Annotated in this window: 10 protein-coding genes; 5 read left to right on the forward strand and 5 right to left on the reverse strand. The window is 41.9% G+C overall.

The annotated features are described in order from the left end of the window. Positions 1 to 369: 369 nt before the first annotated feature. Entirely contained in the window at positions 370 to 672 is a 303-nt protein-coding gene (locus tag QZV86_RS11505; protein WP_295628132.1) for a DUF502 domain-containing protein, read from the forward strand. Positions 673 to 807: 135 nt separating this feature from the next. On the opposite strand, the gene QZV86_RS11510 is transcribed toward QZV86_RS11505, so the two are convergent. Continuing rightward, complete coding sequence (locus tag QZV86_RS11510) at positions 808 to 1848, reverse strand: folate-binding protein (protein WP_295628135.1); 1041 nt, start codon at positions 1846 to 1848, stop codon at positions 808 to 810. Positions 1849 to 1966: 118 nt separating this feature from the next. Here QZV86_RS11510 and QZV86_RS11515 point away from each other — a divergent pair, with 118 nt between their 5' ends. Both QZV86_RS11515 and QZV86_RS11520 read left to right on the forward strand, forming a co-directional pair. Then, positions 1967 to 2401 carry a protein YgfX gene (locus QZV86_RS11515; protein WP_295628138.1) on the forward strand — a complete coding sequence of 145 codons (435 nt, stop codon included), beginning with the start codon at positions 1967 to 1969 and terminating at the stop codon, positions 2399 to 2401. 282 nt (positions 2402 to 2683) lie between these two features. After that, positions 2684 to 3133 carry a hypothetical protein gene (locus tag QZV86_RS11520; RefSeq protein WP_295628141.1) on the forward strand — a complete coding sequence of 150 codons (450 nt, stop codon included), beginning with the start codon at positions 2684 to 2686 and terminating at the stop codon, positions 3131 to 3133. Between the two features lie 292 nt (positions 3134 to 3425). Here the strand turns inward: QZV86_RS11520 and QZV86_RS11525 are convergent, their stop codons facing one another. Next, a complete protein-coding gene (locus QZV86_RS11525; protein ID WP_295628144.1) occupies positions 3426 to 3788 on the reverse strand; it encodes an exosortase system-associated protein, TIGR04073 family in 363 nt (120 codons plus the stop codon). 64 nt (positions 3789 to 3852) lie between these two features. Next, a complete protein-coding gene (locus tag QZV86_RS11530; RefSeq protein ID WP_295628147.1) occupies positions 3853 to 4377 on the reverse strand; it encodes a hypothetical protein in 525 nt (174 codons plus the stop codon). Between the two features lie 495 nt (positions 4378 to 4872). Here QZV86_RS11530 and QZV86_RS11535 point away from each other — a divergent pair, with 495 nt between their 5' ends. Then, entirely contained in the window at positions 4873 to 5742 is an 870-nt protein-coding gene (locus tag QZV86_RS11535) for a phosphoribulokinase (protein ID WP_295628150.1), read from the forward strand. A gap of 146 nt (positions 5743 to 5888) precedes the next feature. Next, on the forward strand, positions 5889 to 8093 hold the full coding sequence (locus QZV86_RS11540) for a UvrD-helicase domain-containing protein (RefSeq protein ID WP_295628154.1): 2205 nt from the start codon (positions 5889 to 5891) through the stop codon (positions 8091 to 8093). A 106-nt stretch (positions 8094 to 8199) separates the two neighbouring features. On the opposite strand, the gene QZV86_RS11545 is transcribed toward QZV86_RS11540, so the two are convergent. Together QZV86_RS11545 and QZV86_RS11550 are read right to left on the reverse strand one after the other, a co-directional pair. Then, positions 8200 to 10344: a hypothetical protein gene (locus tag QZV86_RS11545; protein ID WP_295628157.1), complete on the reverse strand. Its 2145-nt coding sequence runs from the start codon at positions 10342 to 10344 to the stop codon at positions 8200 to 8202. A gap of 802 nt (positions 10345 to 11146) precedes the next feature. Then, the gene (locus tag QZV86_RS11550) at positions 11147 to 13288 is read right to left on the reverse strand and encodes a hypothetical protein (RefSeq protein ID WP_295628162.1); all 2142 of its coding nucleotides are present in this window, start codon (positions 13286 to 13288) and stop codon (positions 11147 to 11149) included. Between the last annotated feature and the right edge of the window lie 674 nt (positions 13289 to 13962).

Consider the following 13962-nt stretch of genomic DNA (forward strand, 5'->3'; position numbering starts at 1 on the left):
GATCAAAAACAGCAGGTCGCTTGATTCTCATACACCAGATTTGACTATAGCTCAAAATAATCGCGAACGAGGTGAAGTGCACTCTGCACATCTAGGTCGTTATATATTAATAGGTTTTCTTACAGTGGCGTCGTTGTGGGTTACTTGGCGGGTGTTTGATTTTTTATTGAACTTGCGATTCCCCGTGGTCTTGCCACGGGGTTGTTTATTTTGTTGGCCAAAGGGATCGGGGGCCCTTTATTAAAAGCCACGGTACGTGCTATACGCCCATTTTCAGATACTGCTGCTAGCTAGTTGCTGGATTCCTATTTTCGGCATGCAGTTGCCGCATTGTTAACAATAATCAGTTTGTATGGAGTCGGATTGTTAGTGTCTTTTGTTATTGGTAAGAAAGTTATTGATATTTATGAAAATATATTGGCGCGGTTGCTTTTGGTGCAAACGATTTATGGGGCCACCAAGCGATTCTTAAATACCATAAGTCAACCACCTGTTACCGGGCAGATTAATTTCCCATCTTCAGAAATGAAGGCGGTTGGCTTTATTACCAAAATTATGCAGGATAAGGATAGTAACAAGAAATTAGCTGCTGTCTATGTTCCGGCTTCACCTAACCCTACATCAGGCTATATTGAAATCTTGCTGGTAGAGGATGTCATAATGACAGACTGAGCAACAGAGGAAGCTATGACTTTTGTTGTCACGGGAAGCACCACTGCACCAGAAAGTTTACGATTCTCTCAAAAAAAGTAACCGGGACACTCTGGCAAGCCGTAATAAACAACACGAATATTTCGGTACTCTCTTTTATGCTGGCAATGTGTAGGGTAGTGATTTTATTTCTAGTATCGGACCTTGCAATGATTGCCAATGAATATTGCTGGTATCCGCGCTATTTTGCTGGATGACCGCCAATGCATCATGTCCTCCGCACGGCGATGGTGCGATATTGACAATGTTGCCGCAGGATTGGTCAGGCATATCTGCACTATAGAGTGCATCGCCAGCCTTAATTGTTTCCGTAGTGGCTAGGTGTATTAGAAACATGCGACGTTTAAGCTTGCCGAGATACCGTGTTCGTGCCACAATTTCTTGCCCGGGGTAACAACCCTTTTTAAAACTGACCCCACCAATTGCATCCAGATTGATCATTTGCGGCAAGAATGCTTCTTGGGTTTCTGGCAGAATAATCGGAATACCTGACTGAATATCTAACCAATCCCAGCAAGCTGCGCCAACAGGTTTGGCATTTTGATTAAGACGCTCCCAAACAGCAGGCGCATTTTCAATCGATGTAATTAGTTCCATACGGTTATGTGCAACATGAAGTATGCTGATTTCTTTTGTATGTGTGACATCAATTACTTGAGCCGAGTTATTTGTAGATCGGGAAAATTCGGTTGCTAATGTAGAAGCATTGGGCCCAGCGATACCAATTCGAATCCAGGTATTGCTCATATCGGTTAGCTGTACCTTGGAGCGTAGTATATAAGATGATAAACGTTTTATCGTGGCAGCAACCAAGTTAGCGGGTAATTGCATAAGCACATCTTGATTTTTTTGCCAAAGTAAAAAGCTTGCCAAAACTCGGCCTTTAGGGGTGCAATAACCTCCGTACTGCGCTATTTCCGGGCCGATTTCAAGAATATCGCAACTAAGCTGACTTTGTAAAAAATTTTTTGCGTCATTTCCAGAGAATTGAATTAATCCGCGATGTGAAAGATCTGTCATAATCGTTTTGTTTTGCGTGTCGCTAAGTTCAATAGCAATATCGCCAAAATGCAATACGTGATTGTTCTCAATGACAGCGCGCTGATCATGTAAATAAATTTGCCAAACAGGGTTCATGCCAATAGTTCGAAAATAAATATAGGCTTGATTATACGGTATCGTGCCCGGGTTGGTTCAAGAGGCAGCGAATGGAATTGTTATTACTCATCAATAGTTGAGGGTTGCGTAATCTATTATGGCGGTTTTATCTATTCACCGTAAACCCTCATTTTGGCTTGCAGGGATGTTGAGTTTAGCTCATATTGCAACAGCTATTTTATTGTGGCCACTGTTACTCCCCTTGGGGGTCAAAATGTTAATTGTTATCCTGCTGGTGATTAGTCTAGCTTATTATCTGTGCTGTGATGCTTTGCTCTGTACCAATAAAGCTGTGATTTCTTTTTCGCTATCGGAAAAGATGCGATGTACAGTGACCACTCGATCCGGTAAAACGACTGCTTGTGATGTACTGGGGAGTACTTTTGTTGCGCCTTATTTAGTGGTGTTGAACCTTCAGCCCGAAGGTGGGTTTTTTCCTTGCAGTATTGTGATATTACCCGATGGTATTGATGCTGATATGCACAGACAATTAAGAGTTTGGCTTCGCTGGAAATGGCAAGGCGATAGATAAGATGACGATCTAAATGTAATTACATTTCCCAAATGAAGCGCATTAATGGCACAGCCTTTTATCGATGAACAACACTCAAAGCTATGATGTTCTGCATTTTGTTATGTTCAATACATAATGATTGCTGATGTTTCACTAATATTTATTTGCACTATTAAAAATCATTTTTGATATCCTACATAAAAGACAACTAAGAGCCTTCTATGCTTGGATTAGTATTCGGACTTGCGTTAATGTCATGGCGATAGGGTAGATAGCTTTTTAATTCAAAATATACGTAGTATGAAACGATTCTTTTTAATGCTTCTAACGATAAGTTTGCTTGGCTGTAACGCTATTACGGCTGTAAATCAACGTTCATTTATCGATGTCAAGCTGATTGGAGTATGGGAAGGTGAGTATGTGGAAGAAAGTGGAACTGTAAAAAAATGGACACAAATACGAAATGCTGATGGTACATATACGATTGATTTCAGTTTTACCGAGTTAGATGACACGGCAAAGAATTTTACTGAATCAGGTAAATGGTGGGTGAAGGGAAGCTTTTTTTATGAAGTTGCTTTGCCACAAGAGGGACGCCCGGATAAGTACCAGTATTTTTTCAAAAAGAAAGATTGTGTAAGCTTTGTTCTAGTTGAAAGTGACGGATTAGCTGAAGGGGCGGGTAGTTATGAGTTCAGTGAATGTCTTGTTGCAGATTCACCACCAGCAATTATTGGAGAATCGATCTGAGTTTCTGAGCTGCGCGCATACTTTGTTACTGAACAAAAAATAAATTTGACTGTACTTTGGGAAGCACATCTACAACAAGTTATAAGTCGAGTCACTATTTTCCCAAATCATTGGTAGCTCGATGTAGATCAATCCGTATGCTTAATTGCAGTTTTTATGAAAAATTCAATACCAATGATTATTAATTAATTCTGAATTTGGTGGTAATAAATCTGAGTCGACAACTAAGTATTTAGCGTTCTATCATGGCTTGTTGCCACTTTGATTAGCCATGATAGATGACAAAGTTAGATTAGCGCATTTTTGCTTCAACGAAAGTCGTTTCCCGGCTAAAATCCTCCCAAATATACGCTGGCTTAACAAAAGATGTCGTAGGGATCAGGAAAGTTGCAATATCGAACGCACCACTTAGTGATCGACCAACTGCATTGGCGATGCCCGTAATAAATCCAATTGTCATACCGTGGATGACGCCATCTTTATTGCCAACTATACTAATAGCCTTAGGTATTTCGGCTACGCCAGTTACAGCATTCGCAAGACCATTGCCTAGTTTTTCAACTACTTTATCAGGGTACTGATGAGCAAGCGCAGAATTAGTTACAGCCAGTGAAATAGCAAATATAATTATCAGCATCTGAATTATTTTTTTCATGATAATGATTCCTTAAGAAAGTGATTCGAGTATGCAATATTTATTGTACAGAAATAAAGGTTTTCTATTTGCGGTTTTCCACTTTGATTGATTGTTTTAGAACGTTTGTGATTTTCTCAATTTCACGTTCGATTTGTTGCGCCGGATAATCGCGTTTTTGTAGTTCAATCCTGATCCTATAAGCTATTTCCAGAACCAAGAGATCCATCGTGCTTTTATCATTTCGCTGCGACGCTTCTTGATATTCCGTTTGGAAGCGATTAATGGCTTTTAATATGGTATCTTCATTAAGGTTAAGACTAAATAAAATGGACTCCAATTCAAATTTTAGGCTGCCAGATAATGCAGGCTGCATTGATTTTTGTTCTTGTACCGGTTCGTAGGTTATGTATTTAGGTAACATTACTGATAGCATAATCAATGCTACACCGGAACCCACTGAAGCTAATACGAAGCGCCAGCGCTGATATTCTTTCCCGAGAAATTTTATACGATCAATTCGTTGAAAACCAAGCCAGGTTTGAGCAATTACTCCTACAGAAAACAGAATGACACCAAGTGCCATGGTAATAGGTACAATCGAATGCACTGTTGACTCCTATGTTCTTATCTTAATGTGTGTTTATATATCTTGTTGTAAAAAATTAAATTTCAGTTGTCTTGCGCAAGATTTTTGATGAAAAACGATTCAATACTCCTGCCTGATTATATATTCTAGCTCAAAATGATACTGAGTTATCACTCGTTTGATAATCCTGTTCATTGAGGTTGTGGTTTCTTCATGTCAGATATAGTATAAAAGTTTCAGTCGGTGCAAAATCATTGACGCCGGATTCGTATAATAAGTGGAATAAAATTTTTATCAATAGCCGATACTTTACATATCCTTGTAACATAAGTGTCTGCAGACGACGATCAGAGTGTACTCTTGGTATACAATATACTTGTTATTAATACAGTTGACCTAGCATCGAAAAATGAATCCTCGCTGCCAAATCAGATGAGAAAGAAGTATCATACACAAAATAGAATTACCCTGTACCTTGCTTGGTACGATGAATATATTTTTTAGGAGAAAACTCGAATGTCGCAAAAACACCCGGTTATCGCCGTTACCGGATCGTCAGGTGCAGGCACCTCAACGGTAAAATCCAGTTTTGAACATATTTTTCGTCGCGAGAAACTAAAAGCGGTTATTGTAGAAGGCGATAGCTTTCATCGCTATGATCGTGAGGCGATGAAGCAAGCTGTGGCTGAATCAGAAAAAAATAGTGGGCGTCCGATCAGTCATTTTGGCCCGGAAGCCAATGAATTTGAGAAATTGGAAGCGTTATTTAAGGAGTATAGCAGTAACGGCAGCGGCCAGACACGTCTATATTTACATAACGATGAAGAAGCCAGTCCGTGGCAGCAAGAAGCTGGTACGTTTACTCCATGGTCACCGATTCCAGCGGGCTCTGACTTATTGTTTTATGAGGGATTGCACGGTGGTGCTAAGAGTGATACGGCCGATGTTGCCAAGTACGTGGATTTGCTAGTTGGCGTGGTGCCGATTGTTAATCTGGAATGGATTCAGAAAATATTTCGCGATACTAATGCGCGAGGTTATTCAACGGAAGCGGTAACTCACACCATTCTGCGCCGTATGCATGATTACGTGCATTACATCACACCGCAGTTTTCTCGTACACATATCAACTTCCAACGTGTGCCTACGGTCGATACGTCCAATCCGTTTATTGCACGTGAAATTCCAACGCTGGATGAGAGTCTTGTTGTAATTCGTTTTAGAAATCCAGGAATGGCGGATTTTCCTTTCTTGTTGAGAATGATTCATGACTCATTCATGTCGCGCCCGAATACCATTGTTGTTCCGGGCGGGAAAATGGGTATGGCGATTGAACTTATACTGACACCAGTGATTCTGAATATTGTCGCTAAAAGTAGAGGCTAACAATTTTTGATCAACTTTGATTAATTCATGAGTCGCGATAATATGTGGATACTCATTTATCGGATTCTGGACTAATCAAAGTGTCAGAAATTCAATTCATACAGTTGGCTTCAAATATGCTCAGGTTATACTAGATTTATTGGTTCATGACTTCTCTATTATCCGACCTGAATCCGCAGCAACTGGAGGCGATTACGCTGCCACACCAGTCTGTATTGGTTCTGGCTGGAGCCGGTAGCGGCAAGACACGCGTATTGACAACGCGCATCGCATATTTGATCCAATCAGGGCAAGTAAGCCCACATGGCATTCTGGCTGTAACGTTTACCAATAAAGCCGCCAAGGAAATGCTGACGCGGATTACTGCCATGCTGCCGATTAATCCGCGCGGAATGTGGATCGGGACATTTCATGGGCTGTGTCACCGCATGTTGCGCACCCATTATCAAGATGCGGGCTTGCCTCAAGCGTTTCAGATTCTGGACTCTGCTGATCAATTAGCTTCAATTAAGCGTATTCTCAAAAATTTATCCGCTGACGATAAGAAATTCCCGCCGCGTCAAGTGCAGTGGTTTATCAATAATGCCAAAGAATCTGGATTGCGGGCTGCCTATGTCACGGCCGATGATGTTTTCTCGCGCCACATGTTCGAATTTTATCAAACATATGAGCAGCAATGTCATAAAGAAGGTGCTGTGGATTTTGCTGAATTGCTGCTACGTAGTTATGAATTGCTGAGCCGCAATGAAATCTTATGCCAGCATTACCGAGAGCGTTTCAATCATATTTTGGTGGATGAATTTCAGGATACTAATCCATTGCAATATAAATGGCTCAAATTGTTGGCGGGTACAGGAGCGACGAATGCTGCAGCGGCGGTCTTCGTAGTTGGTGACGATGACCAAAGCATTTATGCGTTCCGCGGTGCATATAGCGGCAATATGAAAGATTTTGAACATGATTTTGGTATCACCAAAGTTATTAAGTTGGAGCAAAATTATCGCTCCCATGGCAATATCTTGGATGCAGCTAATGCATTGATTGAAAATAATAGTGAACGTTTGGGAAAAAATCTTTGGACTGCGGAAGGAAGAGGCGAGCCATTACGCGTCTACAACGCATCAAATGATTTTAATGAGGCTGCATTTATTGTTGAGGAAGTCAGAACCTTGCGTGCGGAAGGCATCGGTTTATCAGAAATGGCGTTACTGTACCGATCCAATGCGCAATCTCGGGTGCTTGAACACAGCTTGTTTAATGTCGCAATACCGTATCGTGTCTATGGTGGCATGCGGTTCTTTGATCGTCAGGAAATCAAGCATGCATTAGCCTATTTACGCCTAATTGCTAATCCTGATGATGATGGCGCTTTATTACGCGTCATTAACTTTCCGGCGCGCGGCATAGGTGCCCGTAGCCTGGAGCAATTGCAAGATGATGCCAAAGCTCGGGGCACTAGCCTGTGGGTGGCAGCGTTGCAGAAATGTGGCGGTGAAGCGACATTGCTGCAAGAGCCGCAGAAATCCTTAAAAGGCATTGCCAAATTTGTATTTTTAATTATGACGATGCGTCAAAGCTGCAGCGAGTTGCTGTTACCTCAGATTGTGGAGCAGATGCTGACTCACAGCGGGTTATTGCCGCACTATGCCAAAGAACGTGAGAGTGCGGAAAGGCGTGAGAATTTGAATGAATTAATCAACGCAGCAACCAGTTTTGTGCATGAAGCTGAAAATGACAGCCTGGCCGAATTTCTGGCGCATGCTTCGCTGGAAGCAGGTGAGCATCAGGCCGGTAGCGGCCAAGACGCGTTGCAATTGATGACCGTTCATGCCGCCAAAGGACTAGAATTTCACACTGTGTTTTTGAGTGGATTGGAGGAGGGGCTTTTCCCGCATGAAAATAGTTTGAATGAAAGCAATGGCATTGCGGAGGAAAGGCGCTTGATGTATGTCGCCATGACACGCGCACGTCGCCGACTATATCTTAGTTTTGCGCAAAGCCGAATGTTACATGGTCAAACTCGGTATAACATTGCATCACGTTTTCTCGATGAAATTCCGCAAAGCTGCCTTAAGTGGCTGCAGTCAACACCGAGGAATCTGAATACGTCCTATTATTCAAATTCGATCAACCAAACTGCTACAAACGTATTAAGAGCTTCGCCAAATATTCAATCAAGATCCATTAGCAGCGGATGGAGAATCGGACAGAACGTGATGCATGCCAAATTCGGTGCTGGTGTTATTGTTAATTGTGAAGGTTGCGGCAGCGATGCGAGGGTGCAGGTGAATTTTGATCGCGTTGGAATGAAATGGTTATTGCTTGAATATGCAAAGTTGATGGCAGGTTAGACAAGGAAAGCTTGTTGTGCAGGTGCGGTTTCAGCAGGAATTCAGTTACTGATAATCCCTCCTGGTTTAGACCAGGAGGGATTATTTTCTTATAATCATCAACTTCTTAATTATCTGGGAATCCTGCTGCTACCCAGGTTAAACCGCTATCCGTTGATTTATAGATACTTTCTCTTGCTGCACCTAGAATTGTAGAATCCGCTGCGTAAGTGGGCGATATCTGGAACTCAGTAAATTGAACATTTTCATTTTCAAGCAGTGATGAAGTTGTGTTCAGAGAGGTGGTTACTGCTCCTCCTCCGTTCAGATTCACGCGAAATAGACCTTTACCGCGAACATTAACAAAGGCTTCTCGATCAGCACCGAAGTTTGGCGAAAATTCCACTTGTTGAACAACGGCATTTGCTCCAACTGAAGTATGGGTTTCTTTTGTCCAGGTGGTGCCGCCATCAGTTGAGCGGTAAATACCATCATTTGTACCAACAAGTACAAGATTATCGGTTGCGAATTGCGGAGATATCGCAACCCACGTATATCTTTGCCCAATCCATCCGATTGATTTAATAGAACTAATGCCTACGCGTAGGAACGTATCTCCGCCATCTTGAGTACGCCATACTTGTCCACTGCGGGTAGCGGCAAATGCAGTGCGGTCATTGGCATAATTAGGCGATATGGCTACGTTTGTTGTAGGATGATTCAGTGGAACACCATGTTGCAAGCGCCAGGTTTTTCCAGCGTCTTTTGTTTGCAATACGCCATGAAATCTCGAGCCGAGATAAATCTCCTTGTCGTTAGCAAAGTTCGGCGATGCCGCTAGCGTCGTGAAAGTGACGAGACCCGGATTTATGGCAGGGAATCGAGGCACAAATTTAACGGTCCAACTGTCCCCAAAATTGGTGGAGTTCCCCACACGTCCAGCGGTTGCAGAAATGATTGTTTGGGTTCCGTTGGGATTTTTTACGATCTGTGAATCAAAAAAATTCATTTTTCGCCCATTTGGATTTGGCCAACCACTGGTAGACCACGTTGTGCCGCCATCAGCAGAAATGGCTATGCTTCTTCCGACATACATTGTGGCGGTCATCTTTTGATCACTGTTGAAACTTGAAGATAACGCAAGCCCAGTCAATATACCCCTTCGTGTTTTTTGTCTTTGCTTCCATGTGATGCCACCGTTTTGCGATAAAAATAATCCATCGAATACCGGTAAAAAAACGGTTTTATCCGTTGCGTATGTCCGAGATACTTGCAAATCAGTTAATTCATTGAGTAATGATGTTTGTTTGGTGATTTGGGCTTTTGAATCAAATAGCGTCCAATTATCACCGTTGTCGGTGGATTTAAATACCGATTGCTTTAAGCTGGTACAAAATATCGTGCGATCAATCGCGTAATTCGGTGAAACCGCTATATTATTAATCGCTTCATTGGGGAGATTAGTCCCTTTGTTAACAAATGTACTTCCTCCGTCGCTACTATAAAAAATTCCAAAACTCGGGGTGGCCAGAAACATTTCTGTGGCGCTTCCTGGTGCGATGGCCATATCGTAGATGATCGATCCTGTCGGATTCCCTAATTCGGTCCAGTCATTACCTCCGTTGGTGGATTTTTGCAAGTAACCCGTATTGCTTGCAATCACCAAAGTGTTATCGGTGGCATAGTCCGGTGAAACCGCAATGACAGTTACTTTATTATTTTTATCAAGTACTTGAACCCAATTTGTATCGGTGTTGGCGCGGCGGAATAGGGCTCCATTGGCGTCAGCGAAAAAAAGCACATAACCCGAGCTGGATTCAGCAACCTCCATCTGCCTTACAATCATGTTCCAAGTAGCAAGGCCGGTGTTATAGGGCTCCCAGAAGTCGCCTCGGGTTGTTGATCGATAGATGCCGCCTTTGCCTTTGAGGCCCGCAAAAACAGTTTGATCGCTAGCAAACTTCGGCGAGACGCGAAGAACGCTATATTCGAAGGGATGATCCATTCCATTCGGAATATCGGTCCAGCTAAGCCCCTTGTCAGTTGAGCGCAGAATTTCATTGTAACGCCAGCCAGTGTATGCGCCATCGGTTATTAGAAACATCGTACTATCGTTCGCGTAATCAGGTGATGCAGCAAATGCGTATACCATATCATGCGGTGTGTGCGCATGCGCATCCATGCCGATGATGCCAATTGACAAGAAAAATGTGGTAATCACGGCAATTCGCCGCGTGAGATTGATTTGAATTTTGTTTGATTTAAATAGCATTGTTTAATCCTTCAAGTTTTAGTTGTTCATTGATTATTGACTCCATCAAATGAAGTTTTTGCTACGAATTAATCGATAAGCCCTGAATCTCTTCGTAGTTGATTGATCTTGCAAGGTGAAGACTAAGGGTAGTGGAAATGCCTGTATATACCAATAGGTCAGTGTGACCTTTTTTCTAGTACATATATCCCACAACAGGATTTTTTGGAGGAAATGTTAAATAAAATGCAATACGTTGCGTACCTTTATTTGTTACGAAAGCTATTGCTACAAATAACAAAACAGGTATTTTTCATTTTCATTGTATATTCTGAGAGTGCGCATTTCCAAAAGATGTAAGTTTCCCAGAAATTTTGAGTACACAGCAAATCAGTGCGTCAATTCGTATTGGTTACATCAATTTAGTTGTGTTGTATCTCACCTTTAAACTATACGACCTGTGTACAACCTCAAAAGTTTTACTATGGTAACTGGATAAACCTCCAGATTAAATTGGAGATGTGCTTTATAACATGACATCACTTGGAGATTGCTGCCACCTAAACAATTATGAAGATGATGTGCAGTTAAGGGTTTGGGGAATCTGTGCTATGGCACTGTTTGATGGAAAATATTGTCATCTTCTTTTTAAATCACCGCGTGGATTCAGCGGTTATCTTTTTCGGAGACACTACAAAGCAACCTTATTGGATAATAATTGGGTTTACTCTACTGTATATACTTAGAGACTCACTAAGACTAAGAGCCCTAGACTAACTCATTTTTTCTATTAGTCTAGAACCCTTGCAATTGTCAATTACGATTAGTTATCGGGAAATCCTGCTACTGCCCAAGTTGATCCGCCATTGGTTGATTTATAGATATTTTTTCTGGCAGCACCTACAATCGTAGAATCCACCGCATAAGTGGGTGATATCTGAAATTCAGTAAACTGAATATTTTCGTTTGTAAGTAAAGATAAAGTCGTGTTCAGTGAAGATACTACTGCTCCTCCTCCATTCAAATTCACGCGAAATAGACCTTTACCACGGACATTAACAAAGGCTTTTCGATCAGTACCAAAGTTTGGCGAAAATTCCACTTGTTGAACAACAGCATTAGATCCAACTGAAGCGTGGATTTCTTTTGTCCAGGTGGTGCCACCATCGGCTGAACGATAAATGCCATTATTTGTGCCAACAAGAACAAGATTGTCAGTCGCGAATTGCGGAGATACTGCAACCCACGTATACCTTTGTCCAACCGATCCGGTAGATATGATCGAGCTAGCGCCTACTCGCAGGAAAGTATCTCCGCCATTCTGAGTGCGCCATACTTGACCTGAACGTGTGGCGACAAATGTAGTGCGGTCATTAGCATAATTAGGCGATACTGCTATGTTTGTAACTGGATTAGCCAGTGGTACGCCACGCTGCAGCTGCCAGGTTTTTCCAGCGTCTTTCGTGTGCAGCACGCCATGAAATCTCGATCCAAGATAAATCTCTTTGTCGTTAGTAAAATTAGGCGATGCGGCTAGACTGGTGAAAGTAACAGAGTCTGGGTTTATGGCAGGAAATCGAGGCACAAACTTGACTGTCCAGCTCGCTCCGAAATCTAAAGAACTTCCTACGTAGCTATTGGTTGCGGAAACCACAGTTTGACTACCGTTAGAATTACTGACTACCTGCGAATCGAAGAAGTTCATCTTCCGTCCCGATGGATTGGGCCAGCCACTGGTAGACCAAGTTGTGCCGCCATTAGCAGAAATGGCTATTCCCCTGCCGACATACGTTGTGGCAATCATATCTTGATTACTGTTAAAATTAGTAGATAACGCAAGCCCCGTCATCAGGCCCATGCGCGTTTGTCTTTGCTGCCAGGTAGTGCCACTGTTTTTCGAGATAAATAGTCCGTCGAATACCGGTAAAAAAACGGTTTTATCTGTTGCATATGTCCGGGATATTTGCAAATCTGTCATTTCATTGAGCAATCCAGTTTGTTGGGTGACCTTGGCTCCTGAATTAAACAGTGTCCAGTTATTGCCTTTATCCGTGGATTTAAATGCCGATTGCCTCAGGCTGGTGCAATACACCGTGCGATCAATTGCGTAGTTCGGTGAAATCGCTATATTATTGATCGCTTCGTTAGGTAAATTGTTTCCTTTGTTGATGAAGGTGCTTCCACCGTCGCTGCTATAAAAAATCCCAAAACTAGGGGTGGCCAGGAACATTTCTGTAGCGCCTCCTGGTGCGATAGCCATATCGTAGATGATGGTTCCTGTCGGATTCCCTAGATCGACCCAATTATTACCGCCGTCGGTGGATTTCTTTAAATACCCAGTACTGTTTGCGATCACTAATGTGTTATTGGTAGCATAGTCCGGTGAAATCGCAATGACAGTCACTTTATTAGTTTTATCGAGTACTTGAACCCAATTTGCATTGGTATTGGTTCGACGGAAAAGGGCTCCGTTGGCATCAGCGAAAAAAAGGACATAACCCGAGCTGGATTCAGCAACTTCCATTTTTCTTACAATCAAATTTGAAGCGGCGAGTCCTGTATTATAGGATTCCCAAGCATCGCCACGATTGGTTGATCGATAAATGCCGCCTTTACCTTTGAGACCAGCAAATACGGTTTGGTCGGTACTAAATTTTGGTGAAACGCGAAGAACGCTATATTCGAAGGCATGATTCATTCCGTTTGGAATATTGATCCAGTTAAGTCCCCCATCTGTTGAGCGCAGAATTTCATCATAACGCCAGCCAGTGTATGCGCCATCGGTTACTAGAAACATCGTTTTGTCGTTGGCATAATCAGGTGATGCGGCAAATGCAAGCACCATATCATGTGGTGTATGTGCATGTACATTCATCCCGGTAACGCCAATTGACAAGAGAAACGCAGTAGTCACGGCAATTTGCCGAGTGACATTAATTTTAATTTTGTTTAATTTGACTAACATGTTTAATCCCTCAAGCTTTAATTGCTTATTATTTATTGACTTCATTAAATGAAGCTTTTGTTACAAAATTATTAATAAACCCTGAATCTCCGTGTAGTTGATTGGCATCAAGACTAGAGATTGAGATTGGTGTAAATGTATATTTATACAATAAGTTGTAATTATTCTTCTGATATGAATATACACACTATAGGATCTCTGTACAACCTCAAAAGTTTTACTGCGATAACAAAAAAATCTCCAGACAACATCGGATTAGCATTCTTTTAGCAAGAATTGATAGTTCCAAGTAATTTGACATCGATATGCAAAACGATATTTTTCATCACGTAAAGCTTTTTACTTCGAGTTAAGGATTAAAGTGTCCATGTTTCAGAATTGATCGTTTCAATTGACAAGGTAAATTGGATTTCTTCCGTCATTTTTCCCGTCAGGCGTGACATTATTGTTACATTAACTTTCAGACTTCATAATTTCGAGGCTCGCGTCATCATTGCCACATCATAGAAACCGATAACGAATCTTTTCATTTCAAGCAGAATGGGGCAAAAGCAAAAGCGAGAATTCAGACACGGGAAAAGAAAATATGCTTTAAGGACTTTGCACGGTTAGAGTCATTTTCGAGCTATGATTATTTCTGGTGTATGACAAGTGAGGAGAAAGCGGTGTAGCCT

Source organism: uncultured Nitrosomonas sp. (assembly GCF_902826915.1).
Lineage (GTDB): Bacteria > Pseudomonadota > Gammaproteobacteria > Burkholderiales > Nitrosomonadaceae > Nitrosomonas.

Excerpts from the sequence above, each read along its gene's own strand:
- QZV86_RS11540 (WP_295628154.1), top strand. The coding sequence starts at position 5,889 with ATGACTTCTCTATTATCCGACCTGAATCCGCAGCAACTGGAGGCGATT.
- QZV86_RS11510 (WP_295628135.1), bottom strand. The coding sequence starts at position 1,848 with ATGAACCCTGTTTGGCAAATTTATTTACATGATCAGCGCGCTGTCATT.
- QZV86_RS11515 (WP_295628138.1), top strand. The coding sequence starts at position 1,967 with ATGGCGGTTTTATCTATTCACCGTAAACCCTCATTTTGGCTTGCAGGG.
- QZV86_RS11520 (WP_295628141.1), top strand. The coding sequence starts at position 2,684 with ATGAAACGATTCTTTTTAATGCTTCTAACGATAAGTTTGCTTGGCTGT.
- QZV86_RS11550 (WP_295628162.1), bottom strand. The coding sequence starts at position 13,288 with ATGTTAGTCAAATTAAACAAAATTAAAATTAATGTCACTCGGCAAATT.
- QZV86_RS11525 (WP_295628144.1), bottom strand. The coding sequence starts at position 3,788 with ATGAAAAAAATAATTCAGATGCTGATAATTATATTTGCTATTTCACTG.
- QZV86_RS11535 (WP_295628150.1), top strand. The coding sequence starts at position 4,873 with ATGTCGCAAAAACACCCGGTTATCGCCGTTACCGGATCGTCAGGTGCA.
- QZV86_RS11545 (WP_295628157.1), bottom strand. The coding sequence starts at position 10,344 with ATGCTATTTAAATCAAACAAAATTCAAATCAATCTCACGCGGCGAATT.